The organism is Lutibacter agarilyticus (genome assembly GCF_900188235.1).
GTDB lineage: Bacteria > Bacteroidota > Bacteroidia > Flavobacteriales > Flavobacteriaceae > Lutibacter > Lutibacter agarilyticus.
Genome location: NZ_FZNT01000002.1, coordinates 500,317 through 522,046, shown reverse-complemented (window position 1 = coordinate 522,046; position 21,730 = coordinate 500,317). Strand labels below are relative to the sequence as shown.

The 21,730-nt window shown below is 33.0% G+C and carries 13 protein-coding genes; 7 read left to right on the top strand and 6 right to left on the bottom strand.

Annotation, left to right across the window (positions count from 1 at the left end):
* Positions 1 to 12: 12 nt before the first annotated feature.
* The 3 genes from CHB67_RS04865 to CHB67_RS04855 form a co-directional block, all read right to left on the bottom strand.
* Positions 13 to 1,956, bottom strand: coding sequence for a choice-of-anchor tandem repeat GloVer-containing protein (locus tag CHB67_RS04865; RefSeq protein WP_089380612.1), 1,944 nt, complete (start codon positions 1,954 to 1,956; stop codon positions 13 to 15).
* A gap of 160 nt (positions 1,957 to 2,116) precedes the next feature.
* Positions 2,117 to 2,791, bottom strand: a complete 675-nt coding sequence (rsmI, locus tag CHB67_RS04860; protein ID WP_262494272.1) for a 16S rRNA (cytidine(1402)-2'-O)-methyltransferase — start codon at positions 2,789 to 2,791, stop codon at positions 2,117 to 2,119.
* Positions 2,792 to 2,820: 29 nt separating this feature from the next.
* Positions 2,821 to 4,620 carry an AMP-dependent synthetase/ligase gene (locus tag CHB67_RS04855; RefSeq protein WP_089380611.1) on the bottom strand — a complete coding sequence of 600 codons (1,800 nt, stop codon included), beginning with the start codon at positions 4,618 to 4,620 and terminating at the stop codon, positions 2,821 to 2,823.
* 348 nt (positions 4,621 to 4,968) lie between these two features.
* On the opposite strand from CHB67_RS04855, the gene aspS reads away from it, so the two are divergent.
* The 3 genes from aspS to CHB67_RS04840 all read left to right on the top strand — a co-directional run bounded on the left by aspS (position 4,969) and on the right by CHB67_RS04840 (position 9,132).
* Positions 4,969 to 6,720, top strand: coding sequence for an aspartate--tRNA ligase (aspS, locus tag CHB67_RS04850; RefSeq protein WP_089380610.1), 1,752 nt, complete (start codon positions 4,969 to 4,971; stop codon positions 6,718 to 6,720).
* Between the two features lie 366 nt (positions 6,721 to 7,086).
* Positions 7,087 to 8,877: a chloride channel protein gene (locus CHB67_RS04845; protein WP_089380609.1), complete on the top strand. Its 1,791-nt coding sequence runs from the start codon at positions 7,087 to 7,089 to the stop codon at positions 8,875 to 8,877.
* 9 nt (positions 8,878 to 8,886) lie between these two features.
* Positions 8,887 to 9,132, top strand: coding sequence for a hypothetical protein (locus tag CHB67_RS04840; protein WP_089380608.1), 246 nt, complete (start codon positions 8,887 to 8,889; stop codon positions 9,130 to 9,132).
* Here the strand turns inward: CHB67_RS04840 and CHB67_RS04835 are convergent, their stop codons facing one another.
* Positions 9,133 to 9,582, bottom strand: coding sequence for a nucleoside deaminase (locus tag CHB67_RS04835; RefSeq protein ID WP_089380607.1), 450 nt, complete (start codon positions 9,580 to 9,582; stop codon positions 9,133 to 9,135).
* Between the two features lie 60 nt (positions 9,583 to 9,642).
* On the opposite strand from CHB67_RS04835, the gene dxs reads away from it, so the two are divergent.
* Entirely contained in the window at positions 9,643 to 11,427 is a 1,785-nt protein-coding gene (gene dxs, locus CHB67_RS04830; protein WP_089380606.1) for a 1-deoxy-D-xylulose-5-phosphate synthase, read from the top strand.
* A gap of 9 nt (positions 11,428 to 11,436) precedes the next feature.
* Here the strand turns inward: dxs and CHB67_RS04825 are convergent, their stop codons facing one another.
* The gene (locus CHB67_RS04825; protein WP_089380605.1) at positions 11,437 to 15,612 is read right to left on the bottom strand and encodes a proprotein convertase P-domain-containing protein; all 4,176 of its coding nucleotides are present in this window, start codon (positions 15,610 to 15,612) and stop codon (positions 11,437 to 11,439) included.
* Between the two features lie 26 nt (positions 15,613 to 15,638).
* Positions 15,639 to 16,970, bottom strand: a complete 1,332-nt coding sequence (locus CHB67_RS04820; RefSeq protein ID WP_089380685.1) for a deoxyguanosinetriphosphate triphosphohydrolase — start codon at positions 16,968 to 16,970, stop codon at positions 15,639 to 15,641.
* A gap of 158 nt (positions 16,971 to 17,128) precedes the next feature.
* Here CHB67_RS04820 and CHB67_RS04815 point away from each other — a divergent pair, with 158 nt between their 5' ends.
* The 3 genes from CHB67_RS04815 (at position 17,129) to CHB67_RS04805 (ending at position 21,690) form a co-directional block, all read left to right on the top strand.
* Positions 17,129 to 17,512, top strand: a complete 384-nt coding sequence (locus CHB67_RS04815; protein ID WP_089380604.1) for a carboxypeptidase-like regulatory domain-containing protein — start codon at positions 17,129 to 17,131, stop codon at positions 17,510 to 17,512.
* A gap of 118 nt (positions 17,513 to 17,630) precedes the next feature.
* On the top strand, positions 17,631 to 20,462 hold the full coding sequence (locus CHB67_RS04810; RefSeq protein WP_089380603.1) for a TonB-dependent receptor: 2,832 nt from the start codon (positions 17,631 to 17,633) through the stop codon (positions 20,460 to 20,462).
* A 34-nt stretch (positions 20,463 to 20,496) separates the two neighbouring features.
* Positions 20,497 to 21,690 carry a multidrug transporter gene (locus CHB67_RS04805; protein ID WP_089380684.1) on the top strand — a complete coding sequence of 398 codons (1,194 nt, stop codon included), beginning with the start codon at positions 20,497 to 20,499 and terminating at the stop codon, positions 21,688 to 21,690.
* Positions 21,691 to 21,730: the final 40 nt, after the last annotated feature.

Genomic DNA, 21,730 nt, shown 5'->3' with positions numbered 1-21,730 from the left:
CAGTTGGCTCTGCTAAATTAGAGGATAGCCATAAAATTTATTATTAGAGGCTTTAATTAAACCTCCTTTCACCCAACCATTTGCCGTTTCAGCAGCTATAGTACTTGGCGTTTCAAACTGACCAGTACTTGTGTTAAAAACTTCAATATTAGTACCAGAACCGTAATACACTTTACCTGCAAGATAAATAGGCGAAGTATTAAATGCGTCATCGATTGTTTTTAATGTTATTTTTTGATTCGTAATTAGATCTTGTTGTACAAATGTTTTAGAACGAGCAAGTGATTGATGTACATCTACTATTTGATACAATTTATTGTTAGCAACATCTACACCCGAAAACTGAAATGCTTGTTGAAAATTTCTAAAACTTCCTGTAAATTTTTGGCCCAAAAATTCACTTTGGTCACTAACTAAATCTAGTTTTACATATCCCCCTGTCTCATAAAATTCAGTTGCATTTTCACCACCTTTATTCGTGATTGCCCATAAAGAATTATCTTGAATGTAAACACCGCCTACTAAATTTCTACCTTTTGGAGCTTGATTACTTTTTTTTATGGTAACTGCTTGAGAAATTGTGTTGTATTCAAAGATACTTCCTACATCTCCTAGACCACCAAACATTGAACTTCCAATAATACTTCCGTTATCAAACAAAAATGAAGTTATAATTCCAGTTCCAAAAGTATTTTCATTTGATGGTAAAAATGAATTAAAGGCCTGGTTTACATAATCAAAACTCCACATGGCATTTTTCCCATTATCACCAGAGGTTTGATAAAAGCCATAAATTTTTGAACCAATTACCTGTAAACCTTCACCTGACGGTCTATTATTATTAGCCCCTTGAGCAGGAAAATCATGAACTTTTAATGGTACGTTCGCTGTAAAATCATATTCAATAATGGTACCATTATCTAATGCGCCACTAGACATTGTAATAATATAATATTTTGCATTAGCTCCTCTAACAATACCTACAGCATTACTACCTAAAACACTTAAATCTCCAAAGGTAATGGTAAATCTATTTTCTACTTTATCTGTGGTTATGTTATATGCATAACAACCTCCTCCCCAATTAGAATTTTCATCAAAGCGATCTTTAACGCCTACTAATAAATTAAGACTTGAGTTATACACTAGAGAACCTCTTGGATTATTAATAACCCAAAGTATACCTTGTGTTGCATCACTTAAATCTTTTACAAAATTTAGTTGATTGGTAGCTTTATTTATTTTGTATAAATACCCATTATTATTTCCGTTTAACGTTTTCAACACACCATATAAGTTATCTCCATCTCCTGCAACTAATGGAGAGTGTACTCCTTCTCCATGAACAGCTTTATCAAAACTTGCAATGTGTGAATAGGTTCCTGTGGCCACTTCAAATTTATAAATACCACCTCTATCAGATGTTCCACCTTCTTCAGTTAACCCATAAAACACTCCTGGAGAAACTTCTATTGGAGCATAAACTGGCATGGATAAATTATTTTCATAAGCATCTGTGGCTACTTTTACTCGATTTCCGCTAATAAACTCATTCCTACCTTCAAAAACATGTAGAATCTTAATATTGTAATTGCTAGGATCTATCTTAAATAATACTCCATTTGCATTATTTTCTGCTAAATTACTAGATGCAAAATCTAAATTAGTAGTTCCAATACTAGCAAGGGTTGTAACTCCATAATAGAAACCATCTTGAGCTTTCATTAATGCCCCTGGATGTTCCCAAGAATCTGTATTTAAAAAGACATCGGCACCATTAATAGGTGAGCCTTCTAAACTAAATTTGGTAGACAATTGATCTGTAACGAGATCATATTGTATGATTGCTCCATTAGAATTTTCACCTCCAAAATAAGAAGTCCAAAACATTTTTTGACTGTGAGTAGTTGCAGAAAGTAAAAGAACTGCTAATAAGGTAAAAGTAAAGTTTTTCATATATCATTATTTTTATTACTTAAATATAAAATCGAAAAAAAGACTGATTTACAAATATTTACAAAAAACACACTTTGAAGAAACAACTTTTAAATCAAAGACCTAACAGGTTTTGAAAACCTGTTAGGTCTAAATTTTTATGATGATATTCTGAAAAAACCTACTTTTTTCCTGCTACAACCACAACAAACTCTCCTTTTGGTGGCTTTGTTGTAAAATGCTGAATTACTTCAGCAATGGATCCTCTAACAGTTTCTTCGTATAGTTTGGTTAACTCGCGCGAAACGGAAATGGATCGGTCTTCGCCAAAATATTCAGCAAAATGACCTAAAGTTTTTAGTAGTTTATGTGGCGATTCGTAAAAAATCATAGTTCTGGTTTCTTCAGCTAAAAATGTGAGTCTAGTTTGGCGCCCTTTTTTAACAGGTAAAAAACCTTCAAACACAAATTTATCATTAGGCAAGCCACTATTTACCAGCGCAGGTACAAAAGCTGTAGCACCGGGTAAACATTCAATTTCAACACCATTTTCTAAACAAGCCCTACTTAATAAAAAACCTGGATCAGAAATGGCGGGTGTACCCGCATCAGAAATTAATGCAACCGATTCTCCGTTTTTGATTCTTTGCACAATATTTGCCACTGTTTTATGCTCGTTATGCATATGGTGACTGTGCATATGTGTAGAAATTTCGAAATGTTTTAATAATTTTCCGCTTGTACGTGTGTCTTCAGCTAAAATTAAATCTACTTCTTTTAAAACCTTTACGGCTCTAAAAGTCATATCATCTAAATTTCCAATAGGTGTTGGTACTAAATATAATTTTGATTCCAATGTGTTCAATTTTTTGCTAAAAATACAATTTATTCAGCATACATTTTATCTATCAACTCTTTGTATTTTTTCTGAATTACCTTTCGTTTTAATTTTAATGTAGCGGTAATTTCACCCGCTTCAATACTAAATTCTTTGGGTAATAAGGTGAATTTTTTAATCTTTTCAAACATGGAGAATTCTTGTTGTAATTCTTCAAATCGTTTTTCAAACAAATCTTTTATTTGATTGTGATTGATTAATTCTTCAATATCTTTAAAGCTAATTTTATGCTCAATGGCATACTTTTTTATATTCTCAAAACTAGGAACGGCCAAGGCTGTTACATATTTTTGTTGATCGCCAATTACGGCAATTTGCTCAATAAAAGAGTCGTTAATTAAAGCCGTTTCTAATTTTTGAGGTGCAATGTATTTTCCTCCAGAAGTTTTCATTAAATCTTTAATTCTATCGGTAATTACTAGGTTTCCTTCAGCATCCATTGTACCAGCATCACCTGTTTTAAACCAACCATCTTTTGTAAAAACCTCAGCTGTTTCTGCTGGTTTTTTGTAATAACCTCGCATAACGCCAGGTCCTTTTACTAACACCTCGTTGTTTTCTCCTATTTTAATTTGAGTACCGTGAATTGGTTTTCCTGCGGAATTAAATTCGAAATGTTGGTATCCAAATAATGAAACTGTTGCTGTAGTTTCAGTTAAACCGTATCCACATTTAATATTCAATCCGAATGAATGAAAAAACGACACCATATCTGCCGCCAAAGGTGCGCCTCCGCAAGGCATAAATTTAATGCGACCACCAAAAACATCTCGCAGTTTACTCAACACCAATTTATCGGCAATTTTAAACTTCATTTTAATAGCAAGTGGCACTTTTTTATCAAGTCGTTTGTACTTATTAAAATAAGCATTTCCAATACCCAACGCCCAACTCGCTAATTTCATTTTAGTGGGTGAAGCTTCTTTTCTTTTGTCTTGAATTGCCGCAAATATTTTTTCAAAAATACGAGGCACTGTACACATTAACGTTGGTTTTACTTCTTTTAAAACCTCGGCAATTAATTTTGGATTTTGATTGAAATACACTTCAATTCCTCTGTGCAAACAGAAAAACACCCAACTACGCTCGTAAATATGACTTAGCGGTAAAAAGCTTAGCGATGAATCTTTCTCTGAAACTTCCAACTCATAATCATGTGCTTTTAAAGAAGCTCCAAAATTATTATGATCTAACATAACACCCTTTGGTTCACCGGTAGTTCCTGAAGTATAAATAATACTGGCTAAATCTTCTAAATCACATTCATAATGTCTTTTTTGTAACTCAGTTTCCAAGCTTTCTGGAAAATCGGCAGTTACAAAATCAGCTAAATGAATAGAGTTTTTATCTTTTTGAATTGAAATACTTTTGTCTAAGGCAACGATAAGTTTTAAGAACTTATTAGTTTTAGCAATTTCAAAAGCCTTATTGTACTCTTCTTGTCCGCCCACAAAAAGTACGCTCACCTCAGCATCATTAATAATGTATTCGGCTTCTTTTTTAGAGTTGGTTGCATAAATAGGAACGGTTACTGCTCTAATACTCATCACAGCAATATCAGCAATAATCCACTCTGGCATATTTTCAGAAAATATCCCAACGTTTTGTTGTTCTTTGATGCCGAAGTTTAATAATGATTTGGATAGGTTTTTAATGCGTTTTCCAAAGTCTTCCCAAGTAATTCCTTCCCAACTATTTTGCACTGTATTTTTAAAATAAATGGCGTTTTTATTTTTAAAACGTACAACATTGTCTTTAATATCTTCAACTAAGTGTTTATAATTCATACACTAAAATCATATCTAATTAAATAAAAGTTTTATCTAATTCAAAGCGTACAAAGCTACGAATAATTTAGTTGAAGTACTTAGAGGGTTTGTTACACACCTAGTTATTTAACTTAATTTTACCTTTTATGCTATAAAAAACAGGTGTTTTGCGTTCGAGGATTGAGCACTTCGACTCGGCTCAGCACAGGCTTTGTTTGAGCTCTTTTTTTGCCTTTTTAGGCAAAAAAAAGCGAGTAGCGAAAGCCTGCCATTTGCCCAAGCAAATGGAACGCCCAAAAAATTATACATATCATCTTAAAATATTGTTTAATTAACTAAATTTGCACTTTCTTAAAAACTTAGAAAATGTATAGAACACATTCAAATGGAGAATTACGATTAGCAAATGTTGGCCAAGAAGTTACTTTGGCAGGATGGGTGCAAAAATCGCGCGATAAAGGATTTATGATTTGGGTTGATTTACGTGACCGTTACGGTATTACGCAATTGATTTTTGATGAAGAGCGCACTCCTAAAGAAATGGTTGAAAAAGCAAAAACTTTAGGTCGTGAATTTGTGATTCAAATTACGGGTGAAGTGATTGAACGTGTTTCAAAAAATAAAAATATTCCTACGGGTGAAGTTGAGATTTTAGTAAAAAAACTTGACATTTTAAACGCTTCTAAAACCCCTCCTTTTACTATTGAAGATGAAACGGATGGTGGTGATGAGCTTCGTATGAAATATCGTTATTTAGATATTCGTAGAAACCCCGTAAAAGACAATTTAATTTTTAGAAGTAAAGTTTCTATTGAAGTTCGTAAATATTTATCAGATGCTGGTTTTATTGAAGTTGAAACTCCGGTTTTAATTAAATCTACGCCTGAAGGTGCTCGTGATTTTGTGGTGCCAAGTAGAATGAACGAAGGGCAGTTTTACGCATTACCACAATCGCCTCAAACATTTAAGCAATTACTAATGGTTGGTGGTTTAGATAAGTATTTTCAAATTGTAAAATGCTTTAGAGATGAAGATTTACGTGCCGACAGACAACCAGAATTCACACAAATTGACTGTGAAATGGCCTTTGTTGAACAAGAAGATATTTTAAATGCTTTTGAAGGTTTAACACGTCATTTATTAAGCGAAGTAAATGGTGTTGAAATTGCTGCATTTCCACGTATGACCTATGATGAAGCAATGAAAAAATACGGAAACGACAAACCAGACATTCGTTTTGGAATGGAGTTTGGAGAATTAAACGCAGTTGCTCAACACAAAGAATTTGGTGTATTTAACAATGCTGAATTGGTAGTTGGTATTGCAGTTCCTGGTGGAGCAAGCTATACACGTAAAGAAATTGATAAGCTAATTGAATGGGTTAAGCGTCCGCAAATTGGTGCTTTAGGAATGGTGTATGTAAAATGTAACGAAGATGGAACTTTTAAATCTTCAGTAGATAAATTTTACGACCAAGAAGATTTAGCGAAATGGGCAGCAGCTACTGGTGCAAAACCTGGAGATTTAATTTGTGTATTAAGTGGTGGTGCGCATAAAGTTAGAGCGCAATTAAGTGCTTTACGTATGGAAATGGCAGAACGTTTAGGCTTACGTGATCCTAAAGTATTTGCTCCTTTATGGGTAATTGATTTTCCATTGTTAGAATGGGATGAAGAAACTGAACGTTTCCACGCAATGCACCATCCGTTTACATCTCCAAAACCTGAAGATATGCACCTTTTAGATACAGATCCAGGAAAAGTAAGAGCAAATGCTTATGATTTAGTATTGAATGGAAATGAAATTGGTGGTGGTTCAATTCGTATTCACGATAAAGAAACTCAAGCATTAATGTTGAGTCATTTAGGATTTACACCTGAAGAAGCAAAAGAGCAATTTGGATTTCTAATGAATGCTTTTGAATATGGTGCACCTCCTCACGGTGGTTTGGCATTTGGGTTGGATAGATTGGTTGCCATTTTAGGTGGACAAGAAACAATTCGAGATTTTATCGCATTCCCTAAAAACAATAGTGGACGAGACGTTATGATTGACGCCCCATCAACTATTGATGATGAACAACTAAAAGAACTAAGTTTAAAACTAAACTTACAATAACAATACAAACCTCGATAAAATTTTATCGAGGTTTTTTTTACCGTATATTTAAAGAACTTGGAGGTGTACGATTAATTATTTAATTTCGCCTTCTGAAATTTTATGAGGTTGATTTTCAAAGTATTTGTATATTCATAAAAAAATAAATCAAGCTAAAACGTGAACATAATAAAAACTGCATCTATCTTTAATTATGATTTTGATTGGTCTCCTTCAGCAAAGAAAAAAGCCAAAAAAGAGCCCAAAGAAGAGTGTTGCAAAAAATATAAAAAAAAAGGAGAAAAGAAATGTAAAAATTGTCCTAAACGGATAGTTTAATCCTTTAATTTGGATACTTTTGCAAACTCTTTTTTATAAAAAATTCTAATGTCAACTAAATTAAAATACATCCTTAAAAGATTCCTAATTTGGAAATACCAACATATTTCTGATAAACAGTTTGTTCGAATTGCTAGTGCCATTATTGGGCTATTAGCAGGTTTAGGTGCTGTACTTTTAAAAAACTTAACACATTTTATTCAACATTTATTAGAGAGCGAATTTATCAAAGATATTCACGTAGCTTTTTATTTTATTTTTCCACTTATAGGGCTGTTTTTAGTTCGTATGGTTAAAAAATATGTAATTAAGAAAAAAGTTGGTCACGGTATTCCTTCTACATTATTTGCTATTTCAAAATTAAAAGGGATTATGCCTCGCCACCAAATGTGGTCTTCAATTTTAACAGCACCGTTAACTGTTGGTTTTGGAGGATCGGTAGGTTTGGAAGGTCCAACAGTGGCAACAGGTGCTGCTTTAGGATCAAATTTTGCGCGTTTAATGCACGTAAACCAAACCACAAGAACATTACTTATTGGAGCTGCCGCTGCAGGAGCTATGTCATCTATTTTTAAAGCGCCCATTGCGGCTATTATTTTTGCTGTTGAAATTTTCAGTTTAGAATTAACCATGGTTTCCATGATTCCTTTATTATTGGCATCTATTACAGCGGTGTTAACCTCATATTTCTTTTTTGGAGATGATGTATTATTGCACTTTAATATTGAAGATAAATTTCATTTAAATGATGTGCTATTTTATATTTTATTAGGTGTTTTTTCAGCAACTACTTCCATTTATTTCAGTAAAGTTTATTTTAAAATAGGAGCCTTTTTCAGAGATTTTAAAGGAGCTCATAAACGATTGCTTTTTGGAGGAATATCATTAGGGATTATGGTGTTTTTAATTCCGCCTTTATTTGGTGAAGGATATTCAACCATTAACAATGTTTTAAAAGGCAACATCATTCCTATTGTTACAAACAATATTTTTCATATTGAACCTGATAATTTTTTAATAATTACAGCACTTTTAATAGGCTTGGTAACTTTTAAAGTAGTTGCAACTTCTTTAACTTTTGGTGCTGGTGGTGTTGGTGGTGTTTTCGCTCCAACCCTTTTTACAGGAAGTATTACGGGTTATATATTTGCGTCAATTATCAATCATAGTCAAATTTTTGGTCACCAATTGTCTTCAACTAATTTTGCGATGGTAGGAATGGCTGGTTTAATGGCTGGAATTTTGCAAGCACCGTTAACTGCGATTTTCTTAATTGCTGAACTTACTGGTGGTTATGAATTATTTATTCCGTTAATGATTGTTTCTTCTATTTCATATTTAATAACTAAACATTACATACCACACAATATTTACGCTTCTGAATTGGCAAAAAAAGGACAATTAATAACACACGACAAGGACAAAAATGTGTTGATGTTGATGGATATTGACAAGGTTATTGAAACTAATTTTATTGTACTAAAACCCGAAATGACCTTAGGTGAAATTGTGAACAATGCCGTAGCAAAATCCTCTAGAAATCACTTTCCAGTAGTTAGCAGTGAAAATGAATTTTTAGGAGTTATTACATTAGATGATATAAGGAGTATTATGTTTAATACTAAATTATATGAAAAACAAAAGGTATTAGACTTAATGCATAGTGTACCTGACATTATTAATTACGACAAGGATTCTATGGAAGTAATTATGAATAAATTTAAAACAACCGTCGCTTGGAATTTACCTGTAATTAAAGATGGTAAATACTATGGTTTTATTTCAAAATCGAGACTTCTTACGGCTTATAGAAGAAAATTAATACATGTAACAGCTTAATTTACGCTTATGAAATCAATTTTAATCTTTTTATTAGTGCTAATTCTTGGTACTTTAACCTATGGCTTTTACATAAAAGAACCCGGAAATAACCAAGGAGAAATTATTATTGGAATAACGGTACTAGTTATTGCCTTTGTATTTATGCCGTTATTTATTTACCACCGCTATAAAAATAAAAATATCAAAGATTTTACGTTTGAAAAATATCAAAAAGATTTAGCTGCACACAATAAAAAAGAAGAAAATAGGTAGTTAGTTTAAATTGCGTTTTTCAATAAAAAAACGTGTTAAAATTTCACTACATTCATTTTCTAAAACACCACCAAGTACTTTTGTTTTTGGATGAAGCGTTGTATTCAAGTTTATAAATCCTCTTTTTTCTTCGGAAGCACCATATACTATTTTTCCAATTTGAGTCCAGTAGCTCGCTCCTGCACACATTTGGCAAGGTTCTAATGTTACATACAAAGTACATTCCTTTAAATATTTACCTCCTAAAAAATCGGCTGCAGCAGTAAAGGCTTGCATTTCGGCATGTGCAGTAACATCATTTAGCATTTCGGTTAAATTATGAGCGCGTGCAATAATTTGATTGTTCATTACAATTACTGCTCCAACCGGAACTTCATTTTTATCAAAAGCCAATTGCGCTTCTTGCAACGCTCGCTTCATAAAATAAACATCATCAAAAGGATTTATCATGTTTCAAAAGTAAATTTTATTATTTCAACAAACAATTTAAATAGTGTAGTTTTGCATATAGTGAATACAAATTTATTGGCACATATTAACAGTCCGAAAGAACTACGCAAACTTTCCAAAGAACAACTACCACAAGTTGCAAAAGAACTACGCGATTTTATTATTGATATTGTTGCTACTAAAGAAGGCCATTTAGGTGCAAGTTTAGGTGTAGTTGAACTCACCATTGCATTACATTATGTGTTTGATACGCCCAACGATTTGTTAATTTGGGATGTTGGTCATCAAGCTTACGGACATAAAATTTTAACCAAACGAAAAGAATTATTTCACACCAATCGCCAATTAGGTGGAATTTCAGGTTTTCCTAAAAGAAGCGAAAGTATATATGATACTTTTGGAACAGGACATTCATCAACTTCTATTTCGGCAGCATTAGGAATGGCTATTGCTTCTAACATAAATGGTGACGTTCACAAACAACATATTGCCATTATTGGAGATGCTTCTATTGCTAGCGGAATGGCTTTTGAAGGTTTAAATCATGCAGGAGTTACCAATGCTAATTTGTTGATTATTTTAAACGACAATATGATGGGAATTGACCCTAGTGTTGGCGCTTTAAAAAATTATTTCACCAATGTAAAGGCAGGTAAAAAAGTTCGAAAAAATAACATTATTGAAGCTTTAAATTTTAATTATTCTGGTCCTATTGACGGTCATAATATTGAAGCTGTTATTGCCGAATTAGAACGATTAAAACCTATTAAAGGACCAAAATTTTTACACATTATAACCACCAAAGGAAAAGGGTTAGAAAAAGCAGAACAAGATCAGGTAAAATACCACGCACCAGGAAAATTTGATAAAATCACCGGGGAATTAGAAGCTAAAAGCACTAAAATTGAACCGCCAAAATTTCAAGATGTTTTTGGAAAAACAATGGTTGAGTTGGCTAAAGAAAATCCAAAAATTGTGGGAATTACACCTGCAATGCCAACAGGTTCTTCGTTAAAATTAATGATTGATGAATTTCCGGAAAGAGCTTTTGATGTTGGAATTGCTGAACAACATGCGGTTACTTTAGCTGCAGGTATGGCAACGCAAGGATTAATGCCGTTTTGCACTATTTATTCTACGTTTTTACAACGCGCGTACGACCAAATAATTCACGATGTAGCATTGCAAAATTTACCAGTAGTTTTTTGTATTGATCGCGCAGGAATTGTAGGTGAAGATGGCGCTACACATCACGGTGTTTTTGATTTAGCTTATTTACGTTGCATTCCTAATTTGGTGCTATTTGCACCTTTAAACGAGGTTGAATTACGAAACATAATGTACACTGCACAACTGGGAGTTCAGTTTCCGTTGGCCATACGTTATCCAAGAGGGAAAGGATTTATGATAGATTGGCAGCAACCTTTTTCAACCATTGAAATAGGAAAAGGTACATGTATTTCCGAAGGAAATAAAATAGCTATTTTAACAATTGGAACAATTGGAAATACCATTATTGAATTGCAAAATGAGTTTCTTAAGAATGCAGTTGCACACTACAATATGCGTTTTGTAAAACCTTTAGATCACAAATTATTACATCAAATTTTTGAAAAATTTAATACCATTATTACTATTGAAGACGGCACTATTGTTGGTGGATTTGGGAGTGCTATTTTAGAATTTGCTTCAAAAAACAAGTATCAAAATCATCATATTGAACAACTTGGTATTCCTGATGAATTTATAGAACACGGAAAAGTAGACGAGCTATTTGAAACTATTTATTTATCAAAAAAACATCTAAAATCCCGTATTCTAAAATTACTTTCTTCAACAGCTTAAAACTATTTATTAACGAATTATAATTTTTTTGCTTCCGGAAAATTCTGTAGTTGACAACTTCAAAATATAAACACCAGTAGCTAATTCATTAGCAAAAATTTGCTGCTTAGTTCCTCTTTCAAAATTTACTGTTGAAGTATATACTCTTTGTCCGCCAATGGTATAAATTTCAACATTCATTTTTCCAATGGCCGAAGTTGCTGAAATTGAAAATTCACCATTTGAAACTGTTGGATAAATTGAAATTCCGGCTTTTAAAAATACATCGTCTTGAACTCCTAAAGAACTATCAATATTTATAACTACTTCTTGATTAGGAACAAAACCGTTTGTTGCATTGGTAATATCAACCTTAAAACTATCGGTAGTTGTTACACTACTTGTGTTTGCATACACAACCTTACCCGTATTTATATCGTCTTGTGTAAAAGTTGCTCCAATTAAAAGAGCGGTTCCATTCAGTTTAATCTCACCTTTTGCTGGTAACTGTGAAAGCATAAATAGTTGCTCACTAGCTAAAGAACCTATACTGCTAGCTTTTAATTCTGAAGCTAATAAAACATAAGGAGTAGTTGTTTCTACAGTAAAACCTGTGTTTAACAGAGTAGAATTTGTACTTGTAGCTGTTTCACAAACTTCAATAGCCCAACTATTTAATGTTCCGGTATCATTATTATAGTTGTCGGTAACTGTTAAAGTCCAGTCTCCTTGCGCATTTTCAGCATTTAAAGGTAACAACGCACTTAAAGGTGTTACCAGTTCTTGAAATAAACTTCCGCAGTTAATAGCTGTTGTACCAGCATCATCAAAAATAACATTTATATTGTCTTGACCTCCACAATTATTAGCATACAATACAACCTGAGTACCTGAAGGTGATTTTAGTACTAATTTTAAATCTTCAATATAAGTATGTGTAATATTTACAGTAACATTTACATCGTTTAAAATAATACTTGACGGAATATTTATGGTTGAAATTACTGGAGTTCCTTCAACCCCTGCACCTGCTCCATCTGGAATTGGAATTGATGTTGAATTACTAAAATTATTACAATTTAATTGAGTTTGAAATTTTTGTACTTCAGAAAAATCAGCGGTTACGCAATCATTTACAGCACGCACTCTCCAATAATAAACGGTACCCGCAGTTAACGTTGATTGCAATTTATAACTGTTTATTGTTGTAGTTTCAGACTCTATAATAGAACTAAAACCAGCATCGGTTGAAATTTCAACAGTGTATGAAGTTGCTTCAGCAATAGCATTCCATTCAAAATTCACCGCTTCATTTGAAATAGCTGTAGCTTCGTTTAAAGGAGCTGTTGTTGTAACCGTGCTTAAAGCAACAGCATCAACAATTTTTAAAATAACGTCAATTGAATTTGTTCCTAATCCATCACCTGTAACCGTCATAGGGTATTCGCCAATAGCCAAAGAACCAATATTATCAAGTGTCATTATAAATGTGCCAACACCATTTAATGATACTGGACTAAAGCTTTCATTTACTCCTGAAGGCACTCCGGTTACAGAGAAATTAGTTTTGGTTGTATATTCAGGATACGTATTAAAATCGAAATTAAAAACAGCGCTATTTGTACACGAAGTTACCGTTGTACTTGAACTTGTAATTGTAAATTCAGGTGCAGAAAATTTACCTGTAAACAAACCTCTTCCAAAAGTAGTTGCTAAAATACTATTATCGGCAGTACGTAAATCTAAATCTACCACTTTTACATCGCGCATTCCGTTATAAGAGCTTACCCAAGTTGGAGATGCATCATTAAAATTCTTGGTAGACCAAATCCCTAATTCAGTACCAACAATTACTTCGTTTGCATTTAACGGACTTGGTAAAATACATTTCACCGGCATATCGGGTAAATTACCTTCTTTACCAACCCAATCTGTACCCCCGTTAGCAGAATACCAAATACTAGTAACGCCGTAATTATGCATGGTTAGAAATATTTCATTTTCATTAGCTCCAAATTCAATATCAGAAACACTTCCAATAAACGAAGGTCCTGTTATTTCTTCCCAAGTAATAATTCCTGAAAGCTCATCTGCATTGGTAATTTTTAATAATTTACTATTATCAGTCCCAACAAATAAAATAGTACTTGTTGTAGATTCTGGTGAAACCTTAAAAGCAGTTGGAGAACCCGTTAATAAAGCATTTGACAATTGATCTTTAGTTCCAATAAGCCCCTCATCTCCTAATTTATATCGGTTAATTTTACTACCTCCATTTGAATACATCATATTTAAATGATGGTCTAATGTTGCTTGATTTATAAAATCTCCTTCTTGCGGAGTACCACCATCAATTTCGTATAAAGAAGTTCCGTTATAAGGTAATTTTATATAATCATGAACGCTATAAATATAAGAAGCAATCATATAATTTCCATCCTTATCAATTTCAGAAAAAGCACCGTCACCACCTTTTACTTCAATACTAGAATTTGCTCCTTCGGAAGCTCCATTTATCAACTGAGTACCATTGTCTTGCGCTCCTGCCAACAGTAATTCATTGTTAACATCTTGGCCGTAACTACCATAATAAAACTGCGTAACGTTGTAATCTTTGTTTCTAGCAGAAATTACATCAGAACTTTTAGCATTTACTAAATCTGAAGCAAAATAAACACCTCCATCGCAACCAATAACTGCTTGGTTAGCATTACCTGGTCTAAAAGTAAAGGCATGTTGGTCGGTATGCACAATAGCACAGCCTATATTCTCTAAACCGTTAAAGTTAGTCCATTTTGAAATTTGTTTCCAATCACTAGGAGCTGTAATTAAATTTCCTACAGAAGTTCTAAATAAATCAATTCCACCAACATACACAATATCATCATTTGTTGGATCAACCTCAATAACTAAATCATAATAAGCTTGTCCGCGTGTAAAATCGTTTGCTGTTATAGTAGCATCTGCATCTTCTGGTTTTTGCAGTTCATCAATACTTAAAAAAGCATCTTTAGTTACATAAATATGTGGTCCCGCATCGTTTCCTGTTGTAGTAGTACCTTGAGTTAATGCGTATATTTTATTATTATCTGAAGATGAAACAGCCAATTCTACTCTGTCTGAAAATGGTAAGGGAGACGCTGCAGCTTCTGTCCAAGTAGCACCGTCAGTTGTACTAAATACTTTACCGCCACCACTTGAACTTCCAGGTGTTTTTATAGTTCCCATCCAAACAACAGTGCTATCTGCTGAAATTTCAAAATCGTTTGGTATGGTATAATAACCACTACCCAATGTTAATTCTAAAGCAGGTGTTTCAATTCTACTCCAATTACTTCCTGCATTTAAAGATGTATACAAACCAGCATTTTGATAACCTAAATAATTAACAGGGTTTGAGGCATCACCATACCTATGCGTTCCAACACCTAAAAATAGTTGTGTAGTACCATTATTATCCCACGCAATAATATCATTTATATAATAGATGCTAGCAAAATCAGTACCTGAAGTTCCACCTCCTGCCAGTTGCACTGGTATATTTACCCAGTTAGCACCACCATTAGTAGTTTTATAAACACCGTTACCAACCGCAGCACCAAAGGTGTATTGTTCACCTGTTCCTATATACCAAATATTGGAGTTCAACGGATCAACTGTAATGCATGAAATATTCATATTACTTGGTACACCAGGCACCAAAGTCCACGAAGAATTTTGATTAGTTATATCTTCATTTACCCAAAGACCTCCACTTACACCCCCGGCAAAAACACGATTATAATCTACATCATTTGGATCAAATAAAACAACTCGGGTTCTTCCTCCAACATTATTTGGACCTCTATCAATCCAATTATTTGTAACATCACCATCTCCCGGAGCTCTTTTTAAGGTGCTATTTCGTTGCTTTTGTAGTTCTAAAACTTTGTTTGGTTCTGGCAAACCTGTAGCAGGATTCATAGTTAGCTCCCACTCGCGTTCGTAATATTTATTTGGAGGGATACCTCTTAATTTACGTTCAGCTTTGGAAAGTTGAAGTGTTTCTTTAAATGGACTATTAGATAAATAGTTTTCGTGTGTTTCCCTTAAATTATTCATTTTTGAAAATTTAGAAACAGCGCTCTTATTATTAAATTGAAAATAATTGATAGAGAATACTCCCGCTAAAATAATTATTAGCAGAAATTTTAATTTTGTTTTCATAGCTTCTTTTTTTTTATTGAAAAGTATTACCCTTTTAGCTTTTTATACAATTGTAAAGCAGATCCATCCGTTAAACTTGCCACGTAACCACACATAGTTAATACTCTTAAATACAAGGTTTCTTTAGGTTTCTGTATACTTTCAGGCAATAAATTTAATACTAATTTATCGTAATTCGTTAATGAATTTTCATATTTCCTGTTAGTAGCTTTTAAAAAAACATCTAATAAAGTTGCAATAACCGAATATCCAACTAATTCTTTTTCAACCACTTCACGACTTCTATATATTTTTTCGACACTTAATTTAATAATATCGTTGATTTGTGCTTCGTACTTACATTTCTCTAATAAAGAATATGGATATGCGCCTTCTAAAATTAAATCTTCGTTTTCTAAAAACATAATGGCAGCTTCATTAATTAACGTTCCAATAGCTAAAGCACGTAAATAACTTAGTCGGTCTTTTTTAAATTCTAATTGGTGGTATTTTTTAGAATCAATGGTGTCTTTTACTAATTTAATTAAATATTCCAGCGCAAACTCTTCATCAATTAAGCCTAAATTAATACCATCTTCAAAATCAATAATAGTATAACAAATATCATCGGCAGCTTCAACTAAATAAGCTAACGGATGTCTTTTATACGCTACATTTCCATTTGTCCCCGTGGCAATTAAGCCCAATTCTTTAGCTACTTCATTAAAAAAAGGAATATCTGATTGAAAGATTCCGTATTTTTTATCTTCAATTTGATTGGTTGGTTTTTTAGGTAACGACTCTTTTGGGTATTTTATAAATGCGCCCAACGTTGCATACGATATACGAATACCACCATCCATACCTTGCTTGCTTTCATTTAATATTCTAAACCCATTGGCATTTCCTTCAAAATCTACAATATCTTGCCACTCTTTGGCTGATAAATTTTCTTTATATTTTTTGCCTTGGCCATTTTTAAAATATTCACCAATAGCCTTTTCACCACTATGTCCAAAAGGAGGATTTCCAATATCATGTGCCAATGCTGCCGAAGCTACAATAGCACCAAAATCATTAATTCCGTAGCCTTCAGCAACCAAGTTTGGATGCTTTTGTAAAATTTTTTCACCAACAATTCTTCCTAAAGAACGTGCCACTACACTCACTTCTAAACTATGTGTTAAACGTGTATGAACAAAGTCGGTTTTTGAAAGCGGAACCACTTGTGTTTTATCTTGTAAGCTTCTAAAAGAATCAGAAAAAATAATACGGTCATAATCTACTTCAAACCCTAACCTTGTTTCGTTTTGATGTTTACGTATTCTTGGTTGTGTATCTCCAAATCGTTTTAGTGATAATAATTGACTCCAGTTCATTTTCATTTTAAAAAAATTTGCTGCAATATACTTAATTATTCACAGTAACATATTTCAAAAAACGGTAAAACTTAACATTTAACTTACCTTTTTATAATTTACAAATAACCTTTAGTTAACATTGGTAAACGTAATTTGTAGTTATAATTAGGTGTGATATGAAACGATATTTTTTAGCTTTTTGTTTACTTTTTAGTGCGCTAACTTACAGTCAGTCTTTTGAAATGAGTTCGCTTGTAAAAAACACTTCTCAAAACGGAACAATTAAAGGAATTATACTTGACAACGAGTACAATAACGAACCGTTGGCTTTTGCTACAATCACCATTAAAAATAGCAATTCATCTACTACTTCTGAAATAGATGGATCATTTTCTTTCAACCTAAAACCAGGTACTTACGATTTAATTTTTAGTTTCACAGGCTACAAAAACATTGAATTAAACAATGTAGTAGTTACTTCAAATGCTACTTCTAGTTGCAATCAAATATTAAGTGCATTACCTTTTGAACCAGCTATGGCGGTTTCACAAATAAAATAAAACTCTCCTATTTATTTTGGTTAACATTTACTTAACTTTTTAGTTATCTTTTTATAACCACCCGTTAACTTTTCATTTACGCTAGTACAATTTCTTTGCAGCAAGAAATTATTAGAAAATGAGAAAAATTTTTATCGCAATATTATTACTTGTTACCACTATAACATTTAGCCAAACTAAAGGAACTATTTCTGGAACCGTATTTGACAAAGAGTTTGAAAACGAGCCGTTACCATTTGCCAATGTTTTTATAAAAGGAAGCACTATTGGTGTAACCACTGAATTTGAAGGAACTTATTTATTACAAGCTGACCCAGGCACCTACACATTGGTATTTAGTTTTATTGGTTACGAAACTATTGAAGTTGAAAATGTAATTGTAAAAGAAGGCGAAACTATTGTTATTAATAAAACAATGAGCGCTAGCCAAGGTGTTTCGTTAGATGAAATACAAATTTCTGCAACTACCAGAAAAGAATCAGAAACGGCATTATTGACAGATCAAAAAAAGGCTGTTGAAATAAAACAAAGTATTGGTTCTGATGAGCTTGCCAGAAAAGGTGTTGGAGATGCTGCAACTGCCATTACAAAAATAGCGGGTATTTCTAAAGAAGGCTCAAGCAACGTATATGTTCGTGGATTGGGCGATCGTTATTTAAATACTTCTATGAATGGTTTAACATTGCCTTCAAACGATATTAACAAGAAGAATATGGATTTGAATTTATTTTCTTCAGATGTTATTCAAAACGTTTCAGTAAGTAAAGCGTATGCTGCTAATTTTTACGGTGATTTTGCCGCTGGAAATGTAAATATAACTTCAAAAGAATATACTGGAAATGGTTTTTTTGAAGTAACTGTAGCTTCAGAAATTAACACCAATGCCATAAGTGAAGATTTTGTAAAAAATAGTGGAACAGGTTTCTTTGGGTTTTATGGAAGATATGACCATAATCCTTATGCTGTTGTATTGTCTCACGGTCCAGATCCTATTGACGGATACACTCCTATAAATTCAAAAATTAGCGCTTCTGGAGGAAAATCATTTGACGTGGGTGAAAACGGTAGATTTAGCTTTTTTCTAACAGGATCATTTCAAAACGAATATTCTTTTTTACAAGGTGTTGAAGCTGATTACACCAACGTATTGAAAAAATCGTACCCAAATGTTGACTTGTACAACTACGAAACTACTAGTAATGTAATGGGTAATTTTATTTATAAAATTAATGACAATCACAAACTATCTTACAATTCATTATTTATAAATAGTGGTAACGATCAAGTGGGTTATTACGGAACAAAAGGTTTAGGTACCAACCGAGATGCACAAATAAATACAGATGCTGGTTTTTACCAAATGAATGTGCAGTTCAATCAAAATTTAGTGTTTGTAAACCAATTAATGGGAACGCATAAAGTAAACAATGACAAACTAATTTTTGATTGGGGTTTAGGCTATAACAACGTATTTTCTCACGAACCAGACAGAAAACGTTTATCGTTAGAAGAATACTACAACTACTTAGACAACGACCCAAGTACAAGTCCGTCATTTTACACAAACAACTCTTTTGACAACCAACGTTATTTTGAAAAAATTATTGATGAAGAGTTTAACGGAAGAATAAATGCAAAAATGATTTTTTCGGATGCTTTTACACTTAACATAGGTGCTAGCGATCGTTTTAAAAAGCGTGATTTCCAAAACATTCGTTATGGCTACAAAAACATAGACGACTCCTTAATTGTTGATCCTAAAAATTTCAACGAAATATTCAACTATGAAAATTGGGCGAATGGTTTGTATGAAACGGATGTGTTTAGACCTATTAATCCTTCTGGTGAAGGTGTTTTTTACATAGGCCCAACAAACAATCCTGGTTTACCTGAAAACACGTATAATGCAGAACTTTCAGTAGCATCTGGATATGCTTCAGGAGAAATAACTTTAGGTGAAAAATGGTTGTTAGTACCTGCAATTAGAACAGAGTGGTTCAACCAAAAAATTGAATACGATGTAATTAACTTAATTAACAATCCTGGAATTTCAGAAGTTACTGAAACATTGTACTTACCAAGCATCAACATAAAATATGCTTTAAACGATGAAATCAACTTACGTTTCTCGTACAGCAATACTGTTTCATTTCCTGAATTTAAAGAAATGGCCCCTTATGTTTACGAAGGTGTAACACAAAGAATTGGTGGTAACCCTGATTTATTAGGACATCAACAAGGTGTTAATTATGTAAATGTAAAAGATGTTGCATACTCTAAAGTATTAAACCTCGATTTAAAATATGAGTGGTTTATGAGTAGCAATGAACTAATTTCGTTTGGTGTTTTTGCAAAAGAAATTAAAGATCCTGTAAACTTAGTAGTAGCAAATGATGCCACAGGTACACAACGTTTTTTTAGAACGGGTAACAAAGCTTCCATTTTTGGTGCTGAGTTAGAATTAAAAAAAGACCTTTTAAAAAACACTGAAGATGAAACAATGCTTGCAGCTGGTTTTAATATTTCATATATGCATACCGAGCAAGATTTATTCAACACCATTCAAGGAAACTATAGTACGGCCTTTAATCGTGAAAATGACCAACTACAAGGCGCTTCTCCATTACTTATCAATGCCGATTTAAATTACAGTCCAAACTTTGGAGAAAAAGTAATTCCGACAATGAATTTAGTGTACAGTTACTTTTCAGATCGAATTTTCGCCTTAGGTTCTGGCCAGTTAGGTAACAAAATTGAAAAAGGTTTTTCAACATTAGATTTTGTTTGGAAAAACCAAATTGGAGAACACTTTGAGTTAAATTTTAGAGCAAAAAACTTATTAAACCCAAATGTTAAAATAATTAGAGAAATCTCAAACAATGAAGAAGTAATACTTGCAAACTATAAATACGGAATGAACTTCGGACTACAATTAAAATATAAATTATAAAAAAATAAACATGAATTTAAATAAATCAAAAACAATGAAGAATACATTTTTAACTTTAGCAATAGCTTCAACGCTATTTATATCTTGCGGTGAAGATGATACTGCTGATATCATTATTAATAACACAGATAATTCTGTAACAAACATCGTTAACGGTGGAGGAAACAATCCTGGTACTGGAGAAACTATTAACATCTCTGGAACATACACTGTAGATTTAGCTTTAGAAGCAACAAATAACTACATTTTAAATGGTGCTTTGGTAATGGCTGAAGGTACTACTTTAACTATTGAAGCCGGAACCACTATCAACGCATTAGCATCTGGATCTGATATTTATATTGCAATTGCTCAAGGTGCAAAAATTGAAGCAAACGGAACCAAAGAAAATCCAATTGTAATGACTTCTAATTCATCAGCTCCAAAAGCTGGAGATTGGGGTGGATTAATCATTTTAGGAAAAGCACCTATCAACTCTGTTGCAACGGGTACTTCAACTTCTGAAATTGGAAGTTTACCTTACGGTGGATCAGATGCCGCTGATAATTCTGGAACCTTACGTTATGTACGTGTACAATATTCTGGCGGAAAGGCAGATGGTTCTTCTGAAAATAATGGATTCTCATTCTACGGTGTTGGAAACGGAACAACTGTTGAGTACATTCAAATGTTTGAAGGTTTAGATGATGGTCTTGAATTTTTTGGTGGAACTGTAAACGTCAACTACGTTTCGGTGATAAACGCTTACGATGATTCTATTGACTGGACAGAAGGTTTCAGTGGAAAAGTTACAAACGCTTACATAAAACACGGTGTAGATCACGATAAAGCTTTTGAATGTGATGGTTATAATACTGATATAGGTAACAACTCAAGCCCTAAATTTTTCTCTGCTCCTGAAGTTACAAACGTAACTGTTGTAAGCGCTAATGATGCTAGTGAAGCTATTAGATTAAGAGCCGGAACTCAAGGAATTTTCACAAATATTGTGTTAAACGATTTTGCTGAAGGATTTGATCTAGACGGTGATACTACTGGAAATAACCCAACAGGACAAGGAGTTTTAGATGACGTATTACAAATTGTTGATGTTACTTTTAACAACGTTACTGTTAAAATGAAAAACGATACAGGATTTACATTTACTGAAGCTGATTTTATTTCTGGTGATGGTAACGCAACAGGAACTGATTATGCAACTTGGGGAGCAGGATGGACTGTTGAATAACAACTAAATATTTTACCAATAAGAAAAGGCAGCCAATTGG